Source organism: Bacillus sp. B28 (assembly GCF_029536185.1).
Lineage (GTDB): Bacteria > Bacillota > Bacilli > Bacillales > Bacillaceae > Bacillus > Bacillus halotolerans.
On the sequence record NZ_CP120511.1, the window covers coordinates 847,090 to 867,885 of the forward strand.

The following is a 20,796-nucleotide window of genomic DNA, read 5'->3' on the forward strand; positions in this document are numbered from 1 at the left end:
AACTAACGGAGATGATGAAGTATGACATGGGCTATCGTGATGTTAATCCTCATGAGTCTGGTGAAAATCGTATTAACCTGCCTGCCAACAGGCGTCATAGAATGGCTGCTCAGCAAATTTGAGGTGCACGCCAAGCTGAACGACGAAGATGCTGTTCTCTCTCTAGATGGAAAATGGCTCGAGGGTGAAGAGAAAAGGCACATGATCGATCAATTTAACGAAGCTGTCTTTCTGGAGAAATATTATATTTACCCAGGCGACGAAGAGCGTTATTTATACCCCGAAAACGGCGGAACACCGCTCGTGATAGATACGAAAAAAGGCAAAAAAGATGTAAAGCTGTTTGTGTACAGCTACGATGACCATATCGATGTCGTGAAACAGTACAAGAAGAAGGTTATCGCGTATCGACTGCTTTCTGAAAGTATGCAAAAGCAGTCTTTGTCAGTGACAGGGAGCTTAGCTTAAAATAGGATAATGAAAGACGGGTGCTTTATGTACTCGTCTTTTTTATTACATTTCAAAACTTAACGTTTACGTTAAGGTGCAAAAGGTGTATAATAATAACAGAAAAGGCGAAGGGGGATTTACCATGGAATGGATGAAGATTGATCAAGTTGCCAAAAGAAGCGGGCTGACAAAGCGGACCATTCGGTTTTATGAAGAAATCGGCTTGATTCCAGCGCCGAAACGGACGGAAGGCGGCGTTAGACTTTATTCAGAGGATGATATGGAAGAGCTTGAGAAAGTGATCAGCACAAAGGAAGTGCTTGGCTTTTCCCTTCAGGAGCTTCAGCATTTCATGGAAACCAGCCGCCAGCTTGAGTTAAACAAAGAGGGGTATTTGTTGTCACTGGATCCAAAGGAACGGAAAGAGAAGCTGGAGGAAATTCAGGAAACGCTGAATCACCAGCTGGATTTGATTGATGAAAAAATCCGCACATTCCAAAGCTTTAAGGAACGTCTGCACGGGATGAAAGACAAAGCGGAGCATGCCATTCAATCAATCGAATAAAACGTTTGCTAAACGCTATTTTTGTAGCGTTTCTTTTAATGGAATAAAGATGGAGGTCAGATCAAATGGATAATTCAAAACAAGTGAATCAGAAGACAGGTTTGCTGAATCAGCCGAAAGCTGTATGGGCTGTCGCGTTTGCCTGTGTGATTTCCTTTATGGGAATCGGGCTGGTCGATCCTATTCTTCCGGCGATTGCCGCACAATTACATGCTTCACCTAGTGAAGTATCACTCTTATTTACAAGTTATTTGCTCGTTACCGGATTTATGATGTTTTTCTCAGGAGCCATTTCCAGCAGGATCGGCGCAAAATGGACGTTAATTCTCGGACTTATTTTTATTATTGTCTTTGCAGCGCTTGGCGGAAGTTCAAGCTCAATTGCTCAGCTTGTCGGCTATCGCGGCGGCTGGGGACTAGGTAATGCTTTATTTATTTCAACAGCGCTTGCGGTCATTGTCGGCGTGTCTGTCGGCGGCAGCGCTCAAGCGATTATTTTGTATGAGGCGGCGCTCGGACTCGGGATTTCCGTCGGACCGCTTGCAGGCGGAGAGCTTGGAAGCATCTCATGGCGTGCGCCGTTCTTCGGAGTATCTGTCCTGATGTTTATTGCGTTAATCGCCATTTCCTTGATGCTGCCGAAATTGCCTAAACCGGCGAAGCGCGTTGGGGTATTTGACGCCATGAAGGCACTCAAATATAAAGGCCTTTTGACAATGGCGGTATCGGCTTTCTTATACAACTTTGGATTTTTTATTTTGCTCGCTTATTCTCCGTTCGTTCTGGATTTAGATGAACACGGCCTTGGATATGTTTTCTTTGGCTGGGGACTTCTGCTGGCGATTACGTCAGTCTTTACGGCGCCGATCGTGCACAAAGCGCTGGGCACAGTGCGTTCCTTGGTTGTTCTCTTTATCGCCTTTGCGGTCATTCTGATCATTATGGGCATCTGGACAGAGCATCAGGCGTTGATTATTACATGTATCGTTGTGGCCGGTGCTGTCCTTGGTATGGTCAACACGATCATGACAACAGCTGTCATGGGGGCTGCGCCTGTTGAACGTTCAATCGCGTCTTCAGCCTACAGCTCAGTCCGCTTCATCGGCGGCGCGCTCGCTCCGTGGATTGCGGGAATGCTGTCAGAACACTTTACCGCAAGCACACCATATACAGTAGGCGGTATCGTCGTTTTTGTCGGCATGCTTGTCCTTCTCATGGGTCGTAAACATCTTGCCGGAATCAAGGCAGGGCATTAATAACGAAAGACACTGCTAAGGTGCAGTGTCTTTTTTTATTTGCTTAACCTTCCCATCATAATGGTATGATCGTATTTCCCGTCAGATAGCCATTTATCATATTTTTAACCCCTTCTATTATGAAGTGAAATGGCATGCAAGGATATGTTTTGCAATCGGTTATAATCTAATCATAATTAAATCGACGCGAGAAAGGGCATCCTGATGACACAATTTTACTATTTAGCTGCTAAAACGCCTTTAGAAACCGGTTTTTTCAGTCAGTCTTCCGGCTGCTCCTGGAAAGGGCATCCGCTCCGGTCAGGTATTGACGCGGCGGGCATTGATCTTGAGGAAGCTGAGAATGTGTCTGTGCATTTACGGTTGCCTTATCAAATAATAGTTCATGCTGAAGAGGGATCATTTGCCATGCATAAGGCAAAGCCTGAAGCATATGACCTGAAGTGTTTACACATGCTTTATCAATACATACACAGCGTTATGAAAAACAGCTTTTCGGTTGAATGGTTCACCGCATGGGCTGATGAGGAAGACCTTGAACTGTCTGCCAAAAGAGAGCTGACACTTGATGAATTCACCTCGCCATTGCAGCTCATTTTAAAAGACAGAGAGCTTTTGAGAATCGTTCAGAAAAAATGGTAGTAAAAAACCCGCCTGGTGAAGGGCGGGTTTTTTCGTAACATTAAAGCACTTTCGTCGTCCAAGACTCGCAGTTCCATGTTTCTGTCGCGATGTCCATATAGAAATCAGGCTCGTGAGAAATAAGAAGAATGGAGCCTTTGTATTCTTTGAGGGCGCGCTTGAGCTCTTCCTTGGCGTCGACATCCAAGTGGTTTGTCGGCTCATCGAGCACCAGCAGGTTGGTTTCCGAATTGATCAGCTTGCATAATCTGACCTTCGCTTTTTCGCCTCCGCTTAATACGGAGACGCGGCTTTCGATATGTTTTGTCGTCAGTCCGCATTTTGCCAGAGCGGCGCGGATTTCATACTGTGTATATGAAGGGAATTCGCTCCAAACTGCCTCAATACACGTATTGTTGTTTGTTTCCTTGACCTCTTGCTCGAAATAGCCGGTAAAGAGGTGCTCGCCTCGTTCAACAGAGCCTTCGAGCGGCTGGATTTCGCCAAGCAGGCTTTTCAGCAATGTCGTTTTCCCGATCCCGTTTGCGCCGTAAAGGGCGATTTTTTGCCCGCGCTCCATGCGGAGGTTCAGCGGACGTGAGAGCGGGGAATCGTAACCGATCACGAGATCCTTCGTTTCGAAAACCAGCTTTCCTGATGTTCGGGCCGGCTTGAAGTGGAATTCAGGCTTCGGTTTTTCCGCCGCCAGCTCGATCATATCCATCTTGTCGAGTTTCTTTTGGCGGGACATCGCCATGTTTCGCGTGCTGACGCGGGCTTTGTTGCGGGCAACGAAATCCTTCAGCTCCGCGACTTCCTGCTGCTGTTTTTTGTAGGCCGCTTCAAGCTGCTGTTTCTTCACCTCGTAGACTTCCATAAACTGATGGTAGTCGCCGACATAGCGTGTCAGCTCCTGATTTTCTACATGATAAATCAGATTGATGACACTGTTTAAGAACGGAATGTCATGGGAAATCAAGATGAACGCATTCTCGTACTCCTGCAGGTAGCGTTTCAGCCATTCGATATGCTGCTCATCAAGGTAGTTGGTCGGCTCATCGAGAAGCAGGATTTCCGGTTTTTCCAGAAGCAGCTTGGCGAGAAGCACTTTTGTGCGCTGACCCCCGCTCAAATCAGTAACGTCACGGTCAAGTCCGATATCACTCAAGCCGAGTCCGCGTGCAATTTCTTCCACTTTAGAATCAATCACATAAAAATCATTGTTCGTCAGCGCGTCTTGAATCACACCGACGTCTTCAAGAAGCTTTTCAAGCTCGTCAGGATCTGCTTCGCCCATTTTGTTATAAATCTCATTCATTTCTTCTTCCATTGCAAATAAATAATGGAAAGCGTCTTTCAGCACATCACGGATGGATTTTCCTTTTTCAAGCACGGTATGCTGATCCAGATAGCCGACACGGACGTTTTTTGACCATTCGACTTTTCCCTCATCAGGCTCAAGCTTTCCGGTAATAATATTCATGAAGGTCGATTTTCCTTCACCGTTCGCGCCGATCAGACCGACGTGCTCGCCTTTTAATAGACGGAAAGATACATTATTAAAAATGGCCCGGTCACCAAAGCCGTGGCTTAAGTCCTTTACAGATAAAATACTCATGTTTACACCTCTATCGTTTATCGAACACGCTGTATGGCGTGTATTTCTCACCTTTTGATTATAAAGGAGGAAGACGATTGTTGAAAGGCATAGGAAAGAAAAAGAAAAATTGCGTTCTGCGCGCTGTTTTGAGATACTATGGAATAGATTTTAGGAATCGAGGAGAACAAAAATGACGCAAACTTGGCCATTTTTACATAATGCACAATCATTTATCAAAGAAAATTGGAACGCTTCAGGCTTTGAAAAGCCGACTCCTGTGCAGGAGCAGGCGGCCCAACTCATCATGGAAGGTAAGGATGTCATCGCAGAATCGCCGACAGGAACAGGTAAGACGCTTGCCTACGCACTGCCGGTATTGGAGCGCATCAAACCTGATCAGAAGCATCCGCAGGCGGTGATTTTAGCACCTTCACGTGAGCTGGTGATGCAGATTTTTCAGGTGATTCAGGACTGGAAAATGGGATCAGAATTACGGGCAGTTTCCTTAATCGGCGGAGCGAATGTGAAAAAGCAGGTCGAAAAGCTGAAAAAGAATCATCCGCATATTATCGTCGGGACGCCGGGCAGGGTGTTTGAGCTGATTCAAGCGAAAAAACTCAAGATGCATGAAGTGAAAACGATCGTACTTGATGAAACCGATCAGCTTGTCCTGCCGGAGCATCGTGAAACAATCAAGCAAATCATTAAAACTACATTAAGAGACCGCCAGCTTCTTTGTTTTTCAGCCACACTGAAGAAAGAAACAGAAGACGTGCTCCGCGACATGACGAAAGAGCCCGAGGTTTTGAAGGTAGAACGCAGCAAAGCGGAAGCGGGAAAAGTGAAGCATCAATACATCATCTGTGACCAGCGCGACAAAGTGAAGCTGCTGCAAAAGCTTTCAAGACTTCATGGCATGCAGGCGCTTGTGTTTGTGAGAGATATCGGTAACCTTAGTGTGTACGCGGAAAAGCTGGCGTACCATCATGTCGGCCTTGGCATCCTTCACAGTGAGGCGAAAAAGATGGAGCGGGCGAAGATTATTAAAGCGTTTGAGCAGGGCGAGTTTCCGCTGCTTTTGGCAACTGACATTGCCGCGCGCGGTTTGGATATTGAAAACCTGCCGTATGTGATCCACGCCGATATTCCTGATGAAGACAGCTATGTTCACAGATCAGGGCGAACAGGACGGGCTGGAAAAGAAGGGAACGTGCTGAGTCTTGTCACGCGTATGGAAGAATCAAAGCTGAAGAAAATGGCGAAGAAACTTGGCGTGGAGCTGAGTGAAGCTGTTTATTCAGGCGGTAACCTGAATACGAAATAAAAGGAAGGGCGGAATCGCCCTTCCTTTTTGCTGTAAAATAACAGAAAATAGGAGCGGGATGAGGAGATGGCTTCGATAGACCGTTTTCGTTTTTTGAAGGAGTCTGAGCTGAACATTATTGAAAAGTGGTTTGAGAATGAGAATGTCAGGGAGAGAATGGATGGAATGCTGCCATTACATCAGTGGTACGCCCGAGTGATTAATGATGAAAGCAATGCTGTCATGATGGCATATGACCAACAGCTGCCGGCAGGGATGGCCGTCATTGAGTTCGTAGAGGATAAGGCGTATATTGGATTGATCGTAAATCCTCAGCAGCATCTTCAAGGTTATGGGAAAACGATATTACGTAAATTAATTGATGATCCCAATTTTGCGAGGGTAAGTGAATGGGTTGCCTGCATTGAAGAAGACAATCAAGTCAGTTTATCCTGTTTTAAAGCAGCCGGGTTTACGTCGGCAGAAACAGAACCTGATGAAGATGGATTTTTTACTTTGACTCTTCGTCATTGACGTATTCTCAAAAATAAAAGGAGGGCGGAAAGCCCTCCTTTTATTGGTATATTTTCAGCTTGGATCACTGACTTTGATCAGCTGTTTACCTTTATTTTCTCCTTTAAATAAGCCAAGAAATGCATCGGGAATGTTTTCGAAGCCTTCAGTAATCGTTTCCTCATAATGAAGCTTTCCGTCGCTCAGCCATTCCGCCAGCTGTTTTGCGCCTTCAGGAAAACGGTCGGCGTAGTCGCTTACGATAAATCCTTGCATCAGCGCCTTCGTTTTGATCAGCTTGGATTGGACGCGAGGGCCCATGTCGTCCGCTTCGTTTTCCGCGTTATAGGAAGAAATGGCGCCGCACACAGGGATACGGGCAAACTCATTGAGAAGGTTCATGACCGCATCTGAAATCGGCCCGCCGACATTGTCAAAATACACATCGACACCGTTCGGACAAGCGTCAGCAAGCGCTTGTTGAATATCATCTGCAGTTTTGTAATTAATCGCTTCGTCAAATTGCAGTTCATTCTTTAAGTAGTCAATTTTGTCATCAGAGCCTGCGATACCGACGACGTGTGCTCCCTTAATTTTGGCGATCTGTCCGACAGCGGAACCGACAGCCCCTGCAGCTCCGGAGACAACCACGGTTTCGCCTTCTTTCGGGCGGCCGATGTCCAGCAGGCCGAAATATGCCGTCAAACCGGTCATTCCTAAAATGCCGAGATACGCTGAAGCAGGGGCGAGACTTGTATCAATTTTTCGCACGGCGGACTCGCTGACAGCGGAATATTCCTGCCAGTTCAGGTTTCCGATTACGATTTCTCCTTGTTTCAGCTTATCTCCGTCTGACACGACTTCAGCAATGACACCGCCTGACAGCGCTTCGTCTAAGGCAAATGGCTCTACGTATGACTTCGTGTCTTGCATTCGTCCGCGCATGTAAGGATCGACTGAGACATAGAGTGTTTTGACAAGCACCTCACCTTGCTTCGGCTCAGGAACGGGGATCGTTTCAAAGCGGAAATCTTCGTGAACGGGCACCCCTTGCGGACGTCTTGCTAATTGAATCTGCTGTTGAGCTGTTGTCATATTCATCCTCCTATCATTTGATTGACACCAATGTAACACGGACAAGTGATGAAATACAAAAAGTAAGCCGCATAAAAAAAGGAGAGGCAGATTCCTCTCCTTTTTCATCACGTCCGTAATTTTGGGCATAGTCCCATCGGCAGGCACATCGGCTTCTGGTCGATCGGGCTTCTCATGATGCAGCATTCCAAGCCGAAGACTTCCCGGAAAAACGGCTGGGTAAAGACGTCTTCCGGCGTTCCGGCATTGTAGATTTTTCCGTCCAGGACGCTGATCAGATAGTCAGCATATTGAGCGGCTTGGTTTAAGTCGTGAAGCACCATGACAACTGTGCGTCCATGATCCCGGTTCAGCTTTTTCAGCAGCTCCAGCACCTCAATTTGGTGAGAAATGTCCAAGTAAGTGGTCGGTTCATCGAGCAAAAGCAAATCAGTGCCTTGTGCAAGCGCCATGGAAATCCAGGCTCTTTGTCTTTGACCGCCTGAAAGGGCATCAAGTGTCCGATCCTTCAGCTCATTCATTCCGGTTGCGTCAAGCGCCCACTCTACCATATCGTGATCCTCTTGCGTATGCTTGGATAACAGTTTTTTATGAGGATGTCTGCCGAAATAGCATAGTTCCTGTACCGTCAATCCTTCAGGCGCCTGAGGAGACTGAGGAAGAATCGCCAGCTTTTTAGCCACTTCTTTGGACGGCTGGCGATGAATATCTTTTCCTTCTAATAGGACCGTGCCGCTTTTTGGTGCCATCAGCCTGGCAAGCGATTTGAGGATTGTTGATTTTCCGCAGCCGTTGGCGCCGATGAGCACAGTGATTTTTCCTTCTTCAATCTTTAAATCGACTCCGTCAATAATCACTGTGCTGTCATATGAAAGAGTGAGCTGGTCTGCAGCCAGTTTTCCCATGGTATCCTCTCCCTACTGTTTCCTCGCTTCGAATTTCAATAAATATAAAAAATAAGGCGCGCCGATCACAGCTGTCAATATTCCGGCGGGTATCTCAACCGGAGGCATGATGCCGCGTCCTAATGTATCTGCGATTAGTAATATAATAGCACCAATTAATGCCGATGCAGGCAGTAAATATTTAGCTTTTTCTCCGGCAAGCCTTCTGGCGATATGCGGCGCAAGCAGCCCGATAAAACCGATTGATCCGACGACAGCTACACAGCTCCCCGCCAGTGCAACTGCGGTGAAAATCAGGATGAATCTCAGCCTGTTTGCATTTTCGCCGAGACCCTGCGCTAACTCATCTCCGAGTGACATCAGATCAAGCTTCGGAATGAGGATGCAGACAATCGGCAACAGAACCAAAAGCCATGGCGCAAGGAGCTTGACTTCTTCCCAGTTTCTCCCCCAGAGGCTGCCTGTCAGCCAAATGAGCGCTGCATTGACGTCCCCCGGAAATTTGACCATCATATATTGCATGCCGGCGTGGCAGACCGCGCCTAAGGCAATGCCTGATAAAGCCAATGAAGAGGGCTGAATGCTTTTTTTGCGGGCTATCATTAATAATACTACAGCAATAATGGCTGCTCCGGCAAATGCGGAGAACGGCAGCACGTAGACCGGAGACTCAGGAAAAATGAGAATAACGGCCATGGCGGCCAGTCCGGACCCTTTTGAAATTCCGACAACGTCCGGAGACGCAAGGGGATTTCGGATGACACCCTGCAAAATGGCTCCGGCAGCGGCAAGCCCGGCGCCTGCCAGAATCGCCAGTATAATGCGGGGGAGCCGGTACTGCTGAATAATAAACTCGAAGGAATGATCCGCTCCTAACAGGTTCGTAACCACCGCATCAGGTGAAATATACAATGCCCCGAAGCCGATGCTGATCACGGACAGCACTAGCAGGATGACAGCCAATATGAGGATGGCCAGCAAGGGGCGTTTTTGTTTTCTGGTTGATTTCTTCATTTCAGATTTCGCCCTTTCCTTGCTAAATATAAGAAAAATGGTGTTCCGATAATGGCGGTGACAATGCCGACCGGAGATTCATAAGGGAATGCAATCCATCTGGCCAGGACATCTGCGTACACCAATAAGATGGCGCCGAACAGCGCCGAAAACGGCAGCACATACTTGTAATTTTCTCCGATCAGCTTGCGGACGATATGCGGGACGAGCAGCCCGACAAAGCCGATTGGGCCGGCAACCGCCACAGAAGCGCCGGAAAGAATTAAAATGATAAAGCTGATCAGAATCCGCATGCCGTTCATGTTTTGCCCGAGTCCTTTTGCGGTTTCATCACCGAGACCGAGAACAGAAACGGGGCCTGAAAACACAAGGGCAAGTCCAATGCCGATGACAGAAAACGGGGCAATGGTCATAACGTCCTGCCAATTGCTTCCGTCAATCGCACCCGTCATCCAATACAGCACATCCTCTCCAGACTCATTTAAAATAATAATCGCCTGTGTCATGGAGGACAGGAACAAATGCACCGCCATTCCTGACAGCGCCAGTTTGACAGGTGTCATTCCGCCGGAAGAGGCAATCATATACACAATTGCGCCGCCTGCCGCCGCACCTGCAAAAGCGAACACAACCGAAGAGTAGGACGACGCCGGCAGAATGACGAGAGAAGCAACGACAAACAGCGATGCACCCGCATTCACACCGAAAATTTGAGGTGAAGCCAGAGGGTTTCTTGTCATGGCCTGCATCAGCGCTCCTGCTACAGCCAGGCTGGCGCCGACGAAAACGCCGATTAATGTGCGGGGGAGGCGAAGAGTAGAGATGATAAGCTGTTCTTTTGATCCGTCCCATACAAAAAGATATGTCAAAGCATCAATGATGCCGATGTCTGAGGCGCCTACTGAGAGATTCAGCCCAAGCCCGAAAATAAGGATGATCAGTGCAATGATAAAAACCATCAATCTTGATGATGAGCGCCGTTTGGCTGAGTAATACAACAGTCTCACTTCCTTGCTGCGTCTGTTTGCAAAAACGAAGAAGCAAGGATTCTCCTCGCTTCTCTTTTGTCCTACTTATTATACACTTTTTTGAGCACGTCTTTGGCGCTTGTTTCACTGGACTTGATTCCTCTGAATCTTGTCCAAATGTCACGGTCTGCATCGTAGATTTGTCCGTTTTTCACCGCTTTTAGGTTTTTCCAGAGCGGATTCTTTTTCCACTCATCTACGATTGTTTTACCCTCGTTGGCTGAAATAAACAAAATATCTGGATCGATTTTGCTTAACTGCTCGAGGCTGACCTCTTGATACGCGTTATCTGACTTCACGGCGTGCGTAAAGCCGAGCATGCTGAAGATTTCTCCGTCATAAGAAGATGACGTATGAAGCTGGAAGGAATCGGCTCTTGCCACGCCGAGAACGATGCTGCGGTCTTCATCTTTTGGAAGCTCCGCTTTCAGATCGTCAATGACCTTTGTATGGTCGGCGAGTTTTTCTTTTCCTTCTTTTTCTTTATTTAATGCTTTAGAAATGGTATTGAAGCTGTCGATTGTTTCATCATAAGTCGCTTCCCGGCTTTTCAATTCAATGGTCGGTGCGATTTGTTTCAGCTGTTTGTAAATGTTTTTATGGCGTTCAGCGTCAGCGATGATTAAATCAGGCTTCAAGGAGCTGATGACCTCAAGATTCGGTTCGCTTCGCGTGCCTACGGATGTATAATCAATCGGGCTGCCGACCAGCTTTTGAATCATGTCTTTTTTGTTGTCATCGGCGATGCCTACCGGCGTGATGCCGAGATTGTAAACAGCATCCAGGAATGAAAGCTCAAGCACAACAACTTTTTTAGGTGTGCCGGTCACTGTTGTTTTCCCGTCTTCGTGCTGAATGACTCTTGAATCCTTAGATTTGCTTCCGGCTTTGCTGCCGCTGTTATCCTGACTTGATGAACAGCCGGATATAATGAAACAAGCGATTAATAAAACACTGATGATGGCAATAAACTTGTTAGGATAGGTGCGCATTGTTTTCTTCCTTTTTTCTGAATTTAATAATGAGAATCATTATCACAAATAAACACTATAATATCATGGCTTCCTATGTCAATATTTTTTAAATAAAGAAACAGAAGCCCGCTGCTTTATGTTTTTTTGATGTATGGGTCATATGGCACAAATAAATCGTACACAGCATCGCCGTGTCTGTGGGATAAAAACGAACTGGCGTTGGCTTTAGAGGCTTCAAGCATATCTCTGCTGACATGGGGAAGAAGAACGCTGAGATAGCCGGACAATTTTTTTTCGATTTCTTCAGAGAGCGCAAATTCAATGTCTCCGATATTCATGACAATAGAGAAAACAAAGTCAATATCGATGTGAAATGTTTCTTCGGCAAAGATGGCAAGCTGGTGAATGCCGGCTGAATAGCCGACACGCTGATGGAAGACCTGTTTTACTAAATCACTCACAACCCACGCATTGTATTGCTGTTCTGGTGAAAAGTATTGCATTGGACATACCTCCTGCTTGTACGGATAAAAATGGCGATTCATGTTCGGACGCTCCGTGCAGCGGTTTTGATTTTGACTATTCTGAAAATACTCTCGTTCTATCACTTTACCATGGTTAGAAATGAAATATCTACTACCATTCTTCCTGTTTTTGTGCCCAATGCTCTGGATGCTGTTTCATAGAAAAAGGATCGGGTATGAATATAACATAGACATGATGAAGGAGGAATTGGATATGAAACCAGTTGTAAGAGAGTATACAAACGACGAACAGCTCATGAAGGATGTAGAAGAATTACAGCAAATGGGTGTCGCAAAAGAGGATGTATACGTCTTAGCTCACGACGATGACAGAACGGAACGACTGGCAGACAACACGAATGCCAACACGATCGGAGCCAAAGAAACAGGTTTCAAACATGCGGTAGGAAACATATTTAATAAAAAAGGTGACGAGCTGCGCAATAAAATCCACGAAATCGGTTTTTCAGAAGACGAAGCGGCTCAGTTTGAAAAACGGCTCGATGAAGGGAAAGTGCTTCTCTTTGTGACAGACAACGAAAAAGTAAAATCTTGGGCATGATGCAGGAATGTAACCCCAAAAGGCGATTATCGTCCTTTTGGGGTTTTTTATATTTGCGGTCTTTGCGGTGTTTTTTTGCAGGATGCCGCAATAAAAAGCGGTACATTTTCGGTTATGGATACCCATGAATTTGCTATTATGTTTTTTGTGAGAATATGGAACAAATTCTCACAAAATAGAAAATGGGGGTTCAGACTGCATGAAAAAAGTGATGTTAGCCACGGCTTTGTTATTAGGCTTGACTCCGGTTGGGGCGAACGCAGCGGATTTGGGCCATCAGACGTTAGGGTCAAATGATGGCTGGGGAGCGTACTCGACAGGCACGACAGGCGGATCAAAAGCCTCGTCATCCCACGTGTATACAGTCAGCAACAGAAGCCAGCTCGTTTCGGCTTTGGGCAAGGACACCAACACTACGCCAAAAATCATTTATATCAAGGGAACGATTGACATGAATGTCGATGACAATCTGAAACCGCTTGGTCTGAATGATTATAAAGATCCAGAGTACGATCTGAACAAATATTTGAAAGCCTATGACCCAAGCACATGGGGCAAAAAAGAACCATCCGGAACACAGGAAGAGGCCAGAGCACGCTCACAGAAAAACCAAAAGGCACGCGTGATGGTGGATATCCCTGCAAATACGACGATCGTCGGATCAGGGTCAAATGCTAAAGTTCTGGGCGGAAACTTCCAGATCAAGAGCGATAACGTCATTATCCGCAATATCGAATTCCAAGACGCATATGACTATTTCCCGCAATGGGACCCGACTGACGGAAGTTCAGGAAACTGGAACTCACAATATGACAACATCACAATAAACGGCGGTACACATGTATGGATCGATCACTGTACATTTAATGACGGTTCGCGTCCAGACAGCACCTCTCCAAAGTATTTTGGAAGAGAATATCAGCACCATGACGGCCAAACTGATGCCTCTAACGGCGCTAATTACATTACAATGTCTTATAACTTCTATCACGATCATGATAAAAGCTCCATTTTCGGATCAAGCGACAGCAAAACTTCCGATGACGGCAAATTAAAAATCACACTGCATCATAACCGCTACAAAAATATCGTTCAGCGCGCACCGAGAGTCCGTTTTGGACAGGTACACGTTTACAACAACTATTATGAAGGCAATAAAAACTCATCAGAGTATGCCTTTAGCTATGCGTGGGGAATCGGAAAATCATCTAAAATTTATGCGCAAAACAATGCCATTGACGTTCCGGGATTGACTGCTGCTAAAACGATCAGCGTATTCAGCGGGGGAACGGCTTTATACGATTCCGGCACATTGCTGAACGGTACGCAGATCAACGCATCGGCTGCAAACGGGCTGAGCTCTTCTGTCGGATGGACGCCATCTTTGCAGGGATCAATTGATGCTTCCGCGAATGTGAAGTCAAATGTTACATCTCAAGCGGGCGCGGGTAAACTAAATTAAGAAATGAAAAAACACAAAGGGCTGCTCACCTTTGTGTTTTTTTAATTAATTAAAATGTTTATTAACTTAGTTAAGGAGTAGAATGAAAAAGGGGATCGGAAAACAAGTATATAGGAGGAGACCTATTTATGGCTTCAGAAAAAGACGCAGGAAAACAGTCAGCAGTAAAGCTTGTTCCATTGCTTATTACTGTCGCTGTGGGACTAATCATCTGGTTTATTCCCGCTCCGTCCGGACTTGAACCTAAAGCATGGCATTTGTTTGCGATTTTCGTCGCGACAATTATCGGCTTTATCTCCAAGCCCTTGCCAATGGGTGCAATTGCAATTTTTGCATTGGCGGTTACTGCATTAACTGGAACATTATCAATTGAGGATACATTAAGCGGATTCGGGAATAAGACCATCTGGCTTATCGTCATCGCATTCTTTATTTCCCGGGGATTTATCAAAACCGGGCTAGGTGCGAGAATTTCGTATGTATTCGTTCAGAAATTCGGGAAGAAAACCCTTGGACTTTCTTATTCACTGCTGTTCAGTGATTTAATATTATCACCTGCTATTCCAAGTAATACGGCGCGTGCAGGAGGCATTATATTTCCTATTATCAGATCATTATCCGAAACATTCGGATCAAGCCCGGCAGATGGAACAGAAAGAAAAATAGGTGCTTTCTTATTAAAAACCGGTTTTCAGGGAAACTTGATTACATCTGCTATGTTCCTGACGGCGATGGCGGCGAACCCGCTGATTGCCAAGCTGGCCCATGATGTCGCAGGGGTGGACTTAACATGGACAAGCTGGGCAATTGCCGCGATTGTACCGGGACTTGTAAGCTTAATCATCACACCGCTTGTGATTTACAAGCTGTATCCGCCGGAAATTAAAGAAACACCGGACGCAGCGAAAATCGCAACCGAAAAACTGAAAGAAATGGGACCATTTAAAAAATCAGAGCTTTCCATGGTTATTGTGTTTCTTTTAGTGCTTGCTCTTTGGATTTTTGGCGGCAGCTTCAACATCGACGCAACCACAACCGCACTGATCGGATTGTCAGTTCTTTTATTATCACAGGTTCTGACTTGGGATGATATCAAGAAAGAACAGGGCGCTTGGGATACGCTCACTTGGTTTGCGGCGCTTGTTATGCTGGCCAACTTCCTGAATGAATTAGGCATGGTTTCTTGGTTCAGCAACGCCATGAAATCATCTGTATCAGGATTCTCTTGGATTGTGGCATTTTTAATTTTAATTGTTGTGTATTATTACTCTCACTACTTCTTTGCAAGTGCGACAGCCCACATCAGTGCGATGTATTCAGCATTTTTGGCTGTTGTCGTGGCAGCGGGCGCACCGCCGCTTTTAGCAGCGCTGAGCCTCGCGTTCATCAGTAACCTGTTCGGGTCAACGACTCACTACGGTTCTGGAGCGGCTCCGGTCTTCTTCGGGGCAGGCTACATTTCGCAAGGCAAATGGTGGTCTATCGGATTTATCCTGTCGATCGTTCATATTGTCACATGGCTTGTGATCGGCGGATTATGGTGGAAATTATTAGGGATATGGTAGAAAGAAAAAAGGCAGACGCGGTCTGCCTTTTTTATATTCGATCACATGACAAATGAGACTCAGTCATTTACTAGACAAGTCATAGAGGATGATCAGTCACTTAATTAATTTGTTCTAATATCCGCGTAAATAACACCAAGAAACCTTATCCCTCAAGGCCCTGATTGCAGGCTTTCGCAAACCCTTCTTTGTTTCATTAAAAATCGTTTTGATAGGAGCCGTTATCTACAACAATCACTTCTATACAGTCATCATCGGTATGCGTTCATCTGCTCTCCAAGCATTGTTTTGTTAACGCCAATTGATTATAAGTCAGCACAATAAGACTCGTTTTCACCATAACCTCCCGCCCTTCACCATATCACTCAGATACTATATGTATATCGAAATGTTCAGACGGAATGATTCCTTCATGAAAGAAGGATTGTTCAGCAAAACTGGACAATGTGAAAAGGAAACATCTTGATCTGAATAATAGATCCTGATTAACAAAGAAGTGGATTTTGAAAAATAAGAAAATTCCCGGGCGAAAAATGGTATGATCTAGGTAGAAAGGACGGCTGGTGCTGTGGTGAAAAAGCGATTCCATTTTTCTCTGCAAACAAAAATAATGGGGTTGATTGCGGCGCTGCTGATCTTTGTGATTGGCGTGCTGACGGTCACGTTTGCCGTTCAGCAAACAAAAGAAGGGCGAAAACAGGCAGAGCAGCTGGCGGTGCAGACGGCGAGAACGATTTCCTATATGCCGCCGGCAAAGGAGCTTATCGTGTCGAAAGGCGGGCAAGCTGCCGAGGCGCAGGAGGTCATTGAACAAATGAAAGAACAGACCGGCGCTTATGCGATTTATGTGCTTGATGAAAAAGGAATGGTCCGAACCGCCTCGGAAAATAGCGGAAATAAGCATCTGACGAGAAGCAGAGAAATCCTGTTTGGAGGCTCTCACGTCTCAGAGACGAAAGCGGATGGACAAAGGGTGATCCGTGGGAGCGCACCGATTATCGAGGAACAAAAGGGGCGCAGCCACGTAATCGGCAGCGTGTCCGTTGATTTTCTGCAAACCAAGGCAGAGCAAGGCATCAAGAAACATCTGAGAGACTTAAGCTTCATGGCTGTACTCGTGCTGCTGCTTGGATTTGCCGGTGCCGCCGCGCTTGCCAAAAGCATCAGAAAGGATACGCTTGGCCTTGAACCGCACGAAATTGCCTCTCTCTATCGGGAGCGGAATGCGATGCTGCGGGCGATTAAGGAAGGGATTATCGCCACCAATCGTGATGGCATTGTAACGATGATGAACGTATCGGCGGCTGAAATGCTTAAGCTACCCGAGCCTGTGATGAACGTGCCTGTTGATGACGTGATGCCGGGAGCAGAGCTGATGTCTGTGCTTGAGCAGGAAGATATGCCGCCGAATCAGGAGGTATGCGTCAACGACCAAGTCTTTATTATCAATACAAAAGTCATGACACAAGGCGGACAGGCGTATGGAATAGTTATCAGCTTCAGAGAAAAAACAGAACTGAAAAAGCTGATTGACACGCTGACAGAGGTGCGAAAATACTCAGAAGATCTGCGCGCCCAGACTCATGAATTTTCTAATAAGCTATACGCGATTTTAGGGCTGCTTGAGCTTGGCGAATATGAGGAAGCGATTGAATTGATTAAAGAGGAATACGCCATCCAAAATGAACAGCATGATATTTTATTCCAAAATATTCATTCGCAGCAGGTGCAGGCGATTTTGTTAGGAAAGATGAGCAAAGCATCGGAAAAAAAGGTGAAGCTGTCGATCGATGACAACAGCACACTTGGGCCTCTTCCTCCTCATGTCGGCTTGTCCCATCTCATTACGATTATCGGCAATTTGATTGATAACGCTTTCGAAGCTGTAGCGGATCAAAGCGTACAGGAGGTTTCATGTTTTATTACAGATATCGGACGGGATATTGTTATCGAAGTATCCGATACGGGAATGGGAGTGCCGCCTGATAAAATGGAGGCAGTGTTTGAAAGAGGCTACTCTTCAAAGGGGATGAAGAGAGGCTACGGACTCGCCAACGTAAAAGAGTCAGTGCGTGAGCTGGGAGGCTGGATCGAGCTGACAAATCAAAAAAGCGGGGGAGCGGTATTTACTGTTTTTATACCGAAGGAGAAACAGACAAAGGGGGAATCCATTTGATTCACATCGTGATTGCGGAGGATGATTTTCGGGTTGCGCAAATTCATGAGAGATTGATTCAACAGCTTGATGGATTCAGCATTATCGGCAAAGCGGGCAATGCCAAAGAGACAATGTTGCTTTTGGAGACACACAAAACTGATTTGCTGCTATTGGATATTTATATGCCGGACGAGCTTGGAACAGCATTGATTCCAGAGATACGGAGACGGTTTCCGGAAGTGGATATTATGATCATCACAGCCGCAACGGAAACCCGCCACTTACAGGAAGCGCTGCGGACGGGCATCGCAAACTATTTGATAAAGCCCGTAACGGCTGACAAGTTCAAACAGGTGCTGCTCCAGTATAAAGAAAAAAGGCAGGTGCTGCTGTCTCAGCCGGAGGTCAGCCAATCCATGATTGACCATATTTTTGGGGGCAGCTCTAAGGGAGCTGTCACTGCGGAGGATTTGCCGACAGGCATCAATCCGATCACGCTGAAAAAAATCAAAGAGGCGCTGCGTACTGCGGACGGAGGAATGACAGCTGAAGAACTTGGCGAAGCAATGGGCGCGTCACGAACAACAGCCCGCCGCTATGCCGAATATCTTGTGTCTAAGGAAGAAGCGCGAGCCGAGCTGGAGTACGGGATTATCGGCAGACCGGAGAGAAAATATTATTTGGCGGCTGAATAGCGATGAAAAAATGTGTGATCCTATTTATTTGTCTATTGGTCTTCATGCAAGGTGACATCCGGAAGGCGGCCGCTCCACGTCTGCCGGACGGGCCGGTTGAAATCGTTGTGCCTGCCGAGCCTTCCGGGGGCTGGGATGTAACGGCGCAGGCGATTCAATCCGTGCTCAGGCAAAAACAGCTGATGAAAGGCGGGATTCATATTGTGTATAAGCCTGGGAGCGGAGGCGATAAAGGCTGGAAATATGTCAACCAAAGCGGCAGGAAGACTATCAGTATGATGTCCAGTTTAATCCTGAGCAATTACCTGCTCGGACAAAGTAAATTAAAAACTGATGATTTTACGCCGCTGGCGATTCTCGCTAAGGAATGGCAGACTGTCGCTCTTCCGAAAGGGTCGGCGCTGAAAAGCGGAAAGGATGTGCTGAAAGAGATCAAGAAGCATCCTGGCAAAGTCAAAATCGGTTTTTCCCCGGGGCTTGGCAATGACGATCAGCTCTCGTTCGTCAGAGCCGCTGATATGTACGGGATTGACCCTTTCGACATTGAGTTTTTACAGTTTGACAGCAGTGAAGAATTGATCCAGGCGCTGATCAGGCATGAGATAGAAGCAGCTTCCATGACTGTTTCAGAAGCCAAGCCGTACGAGCGAAACGGCGAGATTACATTAGCCGCCGTCACGTCAGATAAAAGGCTGCCCGGTTTTCCAAAAGTGCCGACGTGGAAAGAGCAGGGCATTCCGTTTGTCTTCTCTCATTGGAGAGGGGTGCTGGGGCCGAAAAACATGTCTGAGGAAGAGATTTCTTACTGGGACCAAGCATTAAAAAAGGTTACATCCTCGCCCGAATGGAAGCAGAAAATAAACGAGCAAGACTGGGAGAGCTTTTATTTAAACAGCAAGGAAACGAAACGGTTTCTTGAAGAACAATCAGCGTTTTATCAAACCATCATGACAGGCAATTAAGCAAAAAGTATTCTGCCGTAGGCGGAATGCTTTTTTTGTGTTTAGATATGACCAAAAAGAACAAAACGGTTTTAAAAAATTAAAAATATAAAAAAACCAAATTATTTACTTGAAACCGTTTTTCTCATACGATGACAAAAAGGCAAAAGGGGAATAGGGGATAAAATGTAAGCGGATTCATTTAAAGGGGGAATGAATGTGTTAGCAATCTTAGGATTTCTTATGATGCTTGTGTTTATGGTACTGATCATGACAAAACGGCTTTCTGTCCTGACGGCATTGGTTTTGACGCCGATTGTGTTTGCGTTGATAGCCGGTTTCGGGTTCACTGAAGTTGGCGATATGATGATCTCGGGGATTCAGCAGGTGGCGCCGACGGCTGTTATGATTATGTTTGCGATTTTATATTTTGGGATCATGATTGACACTGGGCTTTTTGATCCGATGGTTGCCAAAATATTAAATATGGTCAAAGGCGATCCGTTAAAAATCGTTGTCGGGACAGCGGTTCTTACGATGCTTGTTGCATTGGATGGAGACGGTTCAACAACCTATATGATTACAACAAGCGCAATGCTTCCGCTCTATTTGCTGCTCGGCATCCGGCCGATTATATTGGCGGGAATCGCCGGTGTCGGCATGGGGATTATGAATACGATTCCGTGGGGAGGCGCGACGCCGCGGGCGGCGAGCGCGCTAGGGGTTGATCCGGCTGAGCTGACCGGGCCGATGATCCCTGTGATCGCGAGCGGAATGCTTTGTATGGTCGCAGTTGCGTATGTGCTGGGTAAAGCGGAGCGCAAACGACTCGGCGTGATTGAGCTGAAACAGCCGGCCGATGTCAACGAACCGGCCGCTGCGGTTGAAGATGAGTGGAAACGCCCGAAGCTTTGGTGGTTCAATTTGTTGTTGACGCTTTCATTAATAGGCTTTTTAGTATCAGGCAAAATCAGTTTAACGGTGCTGTTTGTCATCGCATTCTGTATTGCACTCATTGTGAATTATCCGAACCTTGATCATCAGAGACAGCGTATTTCAGCACATTCAAGCAACGTGCTGGCCATTGGCTCCATGATCTTTGCAGCAGGCGTTTTTACGGGAATTTTAACAGGCACCAAAATGGTTGACGAAATGGCGATTTCGCTTGTGTCGATGATTCCTGAACAAATGGGCGGGTTTATCCCGGCGATTGTAGCCTTAACTAGCGGCATTTTCACATTTCTCATGCCGAATGACGCGTATTTTTACGGAGTGCTGCCGATTTTATCAGAAACGGCTGTCGCATACGGTGTTGATAAAGTCGAAATTGCCAGAGCCTCAATTATCGGACAGCCGATTCATATGCTGAGTCCGCTTGTGCCATCTACACATTTGCTTGTCGGGCTTGTCGGGGTCTCCATTGACGATCATCAAAAATTCGCTTTGAAATGGGCGGTTCTCGCCGTGATTGTCATGACGGTTACCGCTTTATTGATCGGTGCCATTTCGATTTCTGCATGATAATTCAGGCGGAATGACATACACTAACGGCATACAACGTACCG

19 protein-coding genes and 2 pseudogenes are annotated in these 20,796 nt (G+C 46.3%); 13 read left to right on the top strand and 8 right to left on the bottom strand.

The window, feature by feature from the left end:
• Nucleotides 1–21: 21 nt before the first annotated feature.
• The 4 genes from P3L57_RS04025 to P3L57_RS04040 all read left to right on the top strand — a co-directional run bounded on the left by P3L57_RS04025 (nt 22) and on the right by P3L57_RS04040 (nt 2,913).
• Entirely contained in the window at nt 22–468 is a 447-nt protein-coding gene (locus tag P3L57_RS04025; RefSeq protein WP_069487616.1) for a YfmQ family protein, read from the top strand.
• A 124-nt stretch (nt 469–592) separates the two neighbouring features.
• Nucleotides 593–1,015 (top strand): MerR family transcriptional regulator, encoded by a 423-nt coding sequence (locus P3L57_RS04030; protein ID WP_024120538.1) that lies wholly within the window; start codon nt 593–595, stop codon nt 1,013–1,015.
• Between the two features lie 65 nt (nt 1,016–1,080).
• A complete protein-coding gene (locus P3L57_RS04035; RefSeq protein ID WP_059293859.1) occupies nt 1,081–2,271 on the top strand; it encodes an MFS transporter in 1,191 nt (396 codons plus the stop codon).
• A 204-nt stretch (nt 2,272–2,475) separates the two neighbouring features.
• On the top strand, nt 2,476–2,913 hold the full coding sequence (locus tag P3L57_RS04040; RefSeq protein ID WP_277617506.1) for a hypothetical protein: 438 nt from the start codon (nt 2,476–2,478) through the stop codon (nt 2,911–2,913).
• Between the two features lie 40 nt (nt 2,914–2,953).
• Here the strand turns inward: P3L57_RS04040 and P3L57_RS04045 are convergent, their stop codons facing one another.
• Nucleotides 2,954–4,510 carry an ABC-F family ATP-binding cassette domain-containing protein gene (locus P3L57_RS04045; RefSeq protein WP_264798304.1) on the bottom strand — a complete coding sequence of 519 codons (1,557 nt, stop codon included), beginning with the start codon at nt 4,508–4,510 and terminating at the stop codon, nt 2,954–2,956.
• A gap of 172 nt (nt 4,511–4,682) precedes the next feature.
• Between P3L57_RS04045 and P3L57_RS04050 the strand changes: the two genes are divergently transcribed.
• Together P3L57_RS04050 and P3L57_RS04055 are read left to right on the top strand one after the other, a co-directional pair.
• On the top strand, nt 4,683–5,816 hold the full coding sequence (locus P3L57_RS04050; protein ID WP_264798305.1) for a DEAD/DEAH box helicase: 1,134 nt from the start codon (nt 4,683–4,685) through the stop codon (nt 5,814–5,816).
• 66 nt (nt 5,817–5,882) lie between these two features.
• Nucleotides 5,883–6,329: a GNAT family N-acetyltransferase gene (locus P3L57_RS04055; protein WP_277617507.1), complete on the top strand. Its 447-nt coding sequence runs from the start codon at nt 5,883–5,885 to the stop codon at nt 6,327–6,329.
• A 54-nt stretch (nt 6,330–6,383) separates the two neighbouring features.
• Here the strand turns inward: P3L57_RS04055 and P3L57_RS04060 are convergent, their stop codons facing one another.
• The 6 genes from P3L57_RS04060 to P3L57_RS04085 form a co-directional block, all read right to left on the bottom strand.
• On the bottom strand, nt 6,384–7,403 hold the full coding sequence (locus P3L57_RS04060) for an NADP-dependent oxidoreductase (RefSeq protein WP_059293856.1): 1,020 nt from the start codon (nt 7,401–7,403) through the stop codon (nt 6,384–6,386).
• Nucleotides 7,404–7,510: 107 nt separating this feature from the next.
• On the bottom strand, nt 7,511–8,308 hold the full coding sequence (gene yfmF / locus P3L57_RS04065; protein WP_010333352.1) for a Fe(3+)-citrate ABC transporter ATP-binding protein YfmF: 798 nt from the start codon (nt 8,306–8,308) through the stop codon (nt 7,511–7,513).
• Between the two features lie 12 nt (nt 8,309–8,320).
• The gene (gene yfmE, locus P3L57_RS04070; RefSeq protein WP_059293855.1) at nt 8,321–9,322 is read right to left on the bottom strand and encodes a Fe(3+)-citrate ABC transporter permease YfmE; all 1,002 of its coding nucleotides are present in this window, start codon (nt 9,320–9,322) and stop codon (nt 8,321–8,323) included.
• On the bottom strand, nt 9,319–10,320 hold the full coding sequence (fecD, locus tag P3L57_RS04075) for a Fe(3+) dicitrate ABC transporter permease FecD (protein ID WP_024120546.1): 1,002 nt from the start codon (nt 10,318–10,320) through the stop codon (nt 9,319–9,321). Before fecD ends, yfmE begins: the two co-directional genes overlap by 4 nt.
• Before the next feature lie 71 nt (nt 10,321–10,391).
• Entirely contained in the window at nt 10,392–11,342 is a 951-nt protein-coding gene (locus P3L57_RS04080) for a Fe(3+)-citrate ABC transporter substrate-binding protein YfmC (protein WP_059336009.1), read from the bottom strand.
• 116 nt (nt 11,343–11,458) lie between these two features.
• Complete coding sequence (locus P3L57_RS04085; protein ID WP_044163589.1) at nt 11,459–11,827, bottom strand: DUF3212 family protein; 369 nt, start codon at nt 11,825–11,827, stop codon at nt 11,459–11,461.
• 235 nt (nt 11,828–12,062) lie between these two features.
• Here P3L57_RS04085 and P3L57_RS04090 point away from each other — a divergent pair, with 235 nt between their 5' ends.
• The 3 genes from P3L57_RS04090 (at nt 12,063) to P3L57_RS04100 (ending at nt 15,437) form a co-directional block, all read left to right on the top strand.
• On the top strand, nt 12,063–12,410 hold the full coding sequence (locus P3L57_RS04090; RefSeq protein ID WP_024120550.1) for a YflT domain-containing protein: 348 nt from the start codon (nt 12,063–12,065) through the stop codon (nt 12,408–12,410).
• Nucleotides 12,411–12,609: 199 nt separating this feature from the next.
• Entirely contained in the window at nt 12,610–13,872 is a 1,263-nt protein-coding gene (locus P3L57_RS04095) for a pectate lyase (protein ID WP_264798308.1), read from the top strand.
• Between the two features lie 128 nt (nt 13,873–14,000).
• On the top strand, nt 14,001–15,437 hold the full coding sequence (locus P3L57_RS04100; protein ID WP_264798309.1) for an anion permease: 1,437 nt from the start codon (nt 14,001–14,003) through the stop codon (nt 15,435–15,437).
• 151 nt (nt 15,438–15,588) lie between these two features.
• Here P3L57_RS04100 and P3L57_RS20710 read toward each other — a convergent pair.
• Nucleotides 15,589–15,777 (bottom strand): annotated as a pseudogene (locus P3L57_RS20710) (glycosyltransferase family 2 protein); the annotation flags it as partial.
• Between the two features lie 228 nt (nt 15,778–16,005).
• Here P3L57_RS20710 and P3L57_RS04105 point away from each other — a divergent pair.
• From P3L57_RS04105 to citM, 4 genes and pseudogenes are all read left to right on the top strand, one after another.
• Nucleotides 16,006–17,638, top strand: a pseudogene (locus P3L57_RS04105) (sensor histidine kinase).
• The gene (locus P3L57_RS04110; RefSeq protein ID WP_059336013.1) at nt 17,610–18,290 is read left to right on the top strand and encodes a response regulator; all 681 of its coding nucleotides are present in this window, start codon (nt 17,610–17,612) and stop codon (nt 18,288–18,290) included. Before P3L57_RS04105 ends, P3L57_RS04110 begins: the two are co-directional and overlap by 29 nt.
• A 2-nt stretch (nt 18,291–18,292) precedes the next feature.
• Nucleotides 18,293–19,252, top strand: coding sequence for a tripartite tricarboxylate transporter substrate binding protein (locus tag P3L57_RS04115; RefSeq protein WP_059353399.1), 960 nt, complete (start codon nt 18,293–18,295; stop codon nt 19,250–19,252).
• A 198-nt stretch (nt 19,253–19,450) separates the two neighbouring features.
• Complete coding sequence (citM, locus tag P3L57_RS04120; protein ID WP_202647055.1) at nt 19,451–20,752, top strand: Mg(2+)/citrate complex secondary transporter CitM; 1,302 nt, start codon at nt 19,451–19,453, stop codon at nt 20,750–20,752.
• The last annotated feature ends 44 nt before the right edge of the window (nt 20,753–20,796 follow it).

Excerpts from the sequence above, each read along its gene's own strand:
- P3L57_RS04025 (WP_069487616.1), top strand. The coding sequence starts at position 22 with ATGACATGGGCTATCGTGATGTTAATCCTCATGAGTCTGGTGAAAATC.
- P3L57_RS04030 (WP_024120538.1), top strand. The coding sequence starts at position 593 with ATGGAATGGATGAAGATTGATCAAGTTGCCAAAAGAAGCGGGCTGACA.
- P3L57_RS04035 (WP_059293859.1), top strand. The coding sequence starts at position 1,081 with ATGGATAATTCAAAACAAGTGAATCAGAAGACAGGTTTGCTGAATCAG.
- P3L57_RS04040 (WP_277617506.1), top strand. The coding sequence starts at position 2,476 with ATGACACAATTTTACTATTTAGCTGCTAAAACGCCTTTAGAAACCGGT.
- P3L57_RS04045 (WP_264798304.1), bottom strand. The coding sequence starts at position 4,510 with ATGAGTATTTTATCTGTAAAGGACTTAAGCCACGGCTTTGGTGACCGG.
- P3L57_RS04050 (WP_264798305.1), top strand. The coding sequence starts at position 4,683 with ATGACGCAAACTTGGCCATTTTTACATAATGCACAATCATTTATCAAA.
- P3L57_RS04055 (WP_277617507.1), top strand. The coding sequence starts at position 5,883 with ATGGCTTCGATAGACCGTTTTCGTTTTTTGAAGGAGTCTGAGCTGAAC.
- P3L57_RS04060 (WP_059293856.1), bottom strand. The coding sequence starts at position 7,403 with ATGACAACAGCTCAACAGCAGATTCAATTAGCAAGACGTCCGCAAGGG.
- yfmF (WP_010333352.1), bottom strand. The coding sequence starts at position 8,308 with ATGGGAAAACTGGCTGCAGACCAGCTCACTCTTTCATATGACAGCACA.
- yfmE (WP_059293855.1), bottom strand. The coding sequence starts at position 9,322 with ATGAAGAAATCAACCAGAAAACAAAAACGCCCCTTGCTGGCCATCCTC.
- P3L57_RS04080 (WP_059336009.1), bottom strand. The coding sequence starts at position 11,342 with ATGCGCACCTATCCTAACAAGTTTATTGCCATCATCAGTGTTTTATTA.
- P3L57_RS04085 (WP_044163589.1), bottom strand. The coding sequence starts at position 11,827 with ATGCAATACTTTTCACCAGAACAGCAATACAATGCGTGGGTTGTGAGT.
- P3L57_RS04090 (WP_024120550.1), top strand. The coding sequence starts at position 12,063 with ATGAAACCAGTTGTAAGAGAGTATACAAACGACGAACAGCTCATGAAG.
- P3L57_RS04095 (WP_264798308.1), top strand. The coding sequence starts at position 12,610 with ATGAAAAAAGTGATGTTAGCCACGGCTTTGTTATTAGGCTTGACTCCG.
- P3L57_RS04100 (WP_264798309.1), top strand. The coding sequence starts at position 14,001 with ATGGCTTCAGAAAAAGACGCAGGAAAACAGTCAGCAGTAAAGCTTGTT.
- P3L57_RS04115 (WP_059353399.1), top strand. The coding sequence starts at position 18,293 with ATGAAAAAATGTGTGATCCTATTTATTTGTCTATTGGTCTTCATGCAA.